This window comes from Terrisporobacter muris (assembly GCF_024621905.1).
In the GTDB taxonomy this organism is placed as follows: Bacteria; Bacillota; Clostridia; order Peptostreptococcales; family Peptostreptococcaceae; genus Terrisporobacter; species Terrisporobacter muris.
Window position 1 is genome coordinate 1 of the sequence record NZ_JANKBY010000387.1, and the last position, 2,915, is coordinate 2,915.

Annotated in this window: 3 protein-coding genes; all 3 read left to right on the top strand. The window is 27.5% G+C overall.

Features of this window, described 5'->3' with window-relative positions; genetic code table 11:
- Positions 1 to 35: 35 nt before the first annotated feature.
- Positions 36 to 914, top strand: coding sequence for a lipoyl synthase (gene lipA / locus NSA58_RS18165; protein WP_039677973.1), 879 nt, complete (start codon positions 36 to 38; stop codon positions 912 to 914).
- A gap of 3 nt (positions 915 to 917) precedes the next feature.
- Positions 918 to 1,901: a lipoate--protein ligase gene (locus NSA58_RS18170; RefSeq protein ID WP_039677972.1), complete on the top strand. Its 984-nt coding sequence runs from the start codon at positions 918 to 920 to the stop codon at positions 1,899 to 1,901.
- A gap of 114 nt (positions 1,902 to 2,015) precedes the next feature.
- Positions 2,016 to 2,915 (top strand): GIY-YIG nuclease family protein (locus NSA58_RS18175; protein ID WP_257560792.1); only part of this gene is annotated, 900 nt, incomplete at its 3' end.

The following is a 2,915-nucleotide window of genomic DNA, read 5'->3' on the forward strand; positions in this document are numbered from 1 at the left end:
AAATTACATAAATTATTTTAAAAAAGGGGAAAGTCATGGGAGATAAAAAAAGAAGAGTAAGAAAACCTGAGTGGTTTAAAGTAACTTATGATAGTGAAGTAGGTAGCATAGGCAAGATGATGGAGGATGATTCTTTACACACAGTTTGTAAAGAAGCAAACTGTCCAAATAGGGGTGAATGCTATAAAAAAAGAACAGTAACGTTTATGATAATGGGTAATCAATGTTCTAGAAACTGTAAGTTTTGTAATGTTACAAATGGAACTCCTACACATTTAGATCCATTAGAACCACTACATGTGGCTCAATCAGCAAAAAAACTAGACTTAAAGCATGTGGTAATAACTAGTGTTACGAGAGATGATTTAGAAGATGGTGGAGCAAAGCATTTTGCTAAAACTATTGAAGAAGTAAAAAAATTAAATCCAGGAGTTACTGTAGAAGTATTAATTCCTGATTTAAAAGGTGAAGATAAAAACTTAGATATAATAATAGAAGCTAAACCAGATGTTATAAATCATAACATGGAAACTATTGAAAGACTATATGAAAAAGTAAGACCAGAAGCTATTTATGATAGATCATTATATGTTTTAAGATATGTAAAAGAAAAATCATCAGAGATACTAACTAAAACAGGTATTATGGTTGGATTAGGGGAAGAAGATGAAGAAATATATAAGCTAATGGATGATGTATTAGCAGTTGGATGTGATATTTTTACTATAGGACAGTATTTACAACCAAGCAGAAAACATGTGGATGTGGAAGAATATGTTTCTTTGGCAAAATTTGAAGAATATAGAAAAGTTGGAGTGGAAAAAGGATTTAGATTTATAGCAAGTAGTCCGCTTGTTAGAAGCTCATATAAAGCGGCAGACGCATTGCAGACTAAGGCTAATGAGAGGGGATAAGTAATGATTTATATAAATAGTAATTCAACTAGCCCATATTTCAACTTTGCTCTTGAAGAGTATTTACTTACACAAAAGGATTTGGATGATGATGAAATATTTTTATTCTGGAGAACAAATCCTACAATAATGGTAGGAAGATATCAAAATACTTTTTCTGAAATTAACGAAAAATATGTGAGAGAAAATAATGTAAATGTAGTTAGACGTAATTCTGGAGGAGGAACCATATACACAGATATGGGCGCTTGGCAATTTACATTTATAGAAAAAAACTACAAAGAAGAAGGAATTTCATTTGATAAATTTACTGGTCCTATTGTTGAAGCGCTTCAAAAACAAGATGTGGATGCTCATTTTAATAGTAGAAATGACCTTTTAATAGGAAATAGAAAGTTTTCAGGGAATGCACAATATAGAAAAGATAATGCCATCCTACATCATGGATCCATATTATTTAATACAGATATACAGGCTATGGTAGAAAGTATAACTGTAGCAGAAGATAAGATTATTGCAAAGGGTATAAAATCAGTAAGAGAAAGAGTAATAAATATTAGTGAAGTGATGAAAGATAATATTACTAGTGAAAATTTTAGAGATATAATGTTAGATAGCTTATTGAAAAATAGTACTACATATACGCTAACTAAAGAGGATATAAAATCTATAAATAAAATACAAAAAGAAAAATTTGAATCTTGGGATTGGAATTATGGGAAAAATCCAATATTTAATATTAGTAGATATAAAAGATTTAATGGTGGTCGTGTAGATTTTAAGCTTAATGTAAAAAAAGGAATAATTAAAAACTGTACAATAGAAGGAGATTTCTTTTTAAGTGGAGAGATATCCATATTGGAAGAATCATTTATTGATTGTAAATATGTAAGAGAAGATATAAGTAAATTACTTGATACATTAGATATAGAAAATTATTTTTATAAAATAACTAAAGATGATTTATTAGAGTGTATAATTGACTAACAATATAATCTGCAAAAAGAATAAAGTACTGTTTAAATGGTTTTATGATAGTAATATGCTTATTAATATTGATATAATAAGGCAAAGACAAAATATATTGTAGAAAGGTATAATATGAACTTAAAAGACAAAATAGATAAAATACCACAATGTGCCGGTATTTATATAATGAAAGACATTTATAACAATATAATATATGTGGGAAAATCAATAAATCTAAGAAATCGTGTTAAGAGCTATTTTAGAGCTCATATTAATCGTTCTCGTAAAATTGAAAGAATGGTGAAATCTATCAATGATATAGAGTATATAACAACAGACACAGAGCTGGATGCCTTATTATTAGAATGTGATTATATTCATAATATAAGACCAATGTATAATACTTTAATGAATAATTATGAAAAATACAAATATATAAAGTTAGATGCACACAGTCATAATATTATGAATATTGTTGATAAGAAGGAGGGGCAAGGTATTTACTTTGGTCCGTTTTCCATGAATAAAAGATTATTTACTTTAAGGGATTTTTTACTTGATTATTTTAAATTACCCATATGCAATACAAGAACAAAATGCATTAGATATAATATAAATAAATGTATTGGTCCATGCAGAGTAGATGCTTCTTCGGAATATGAAAAAATTTACAATATCCTTCAAGATACATTTGATGGTGATAATAGTTTAATAGAACAATTGGAAGAAGATATGATAGATGCATCCTCCTCCTTAAATTTTGAAAGAGCTAGAGAAATAAAAAACAATATAGAACTTATAAGGAGTATCTCACATAAACAAAATTCATTTGAGCTTTTAAAAAGTAATCCTAAACTTATATTATGGATAGAAATAGATAAGAAAAAGTACAAGTTATATTTGATTAATGGCATTAATGTTGAATTTTCACAAATAATTAATATTGATATTTTTAATGACATTGAAAGAGAAGAACTAGTTAATGAGGTATCACAGTTTACATTAAAAAATCAAAGTTGGGAAAATTATGAT

Bases quoted from the DNA above. Each gene is read 5' to 3' on its own strand.
- NSA58_RS18170 (WP_039677972.1), top strand. From the start codon at position 918: ATGATTTATATAAATAGTAATTCAACTAGCCCATATTTCAACTTTGCT.
- lipA (WP_039677973.1), top strand. From the start codon at position 36: ATGGGAGATAAAAAAAGAAGAGTAAGAAAACCTGAGTGGTTTAAAGTA.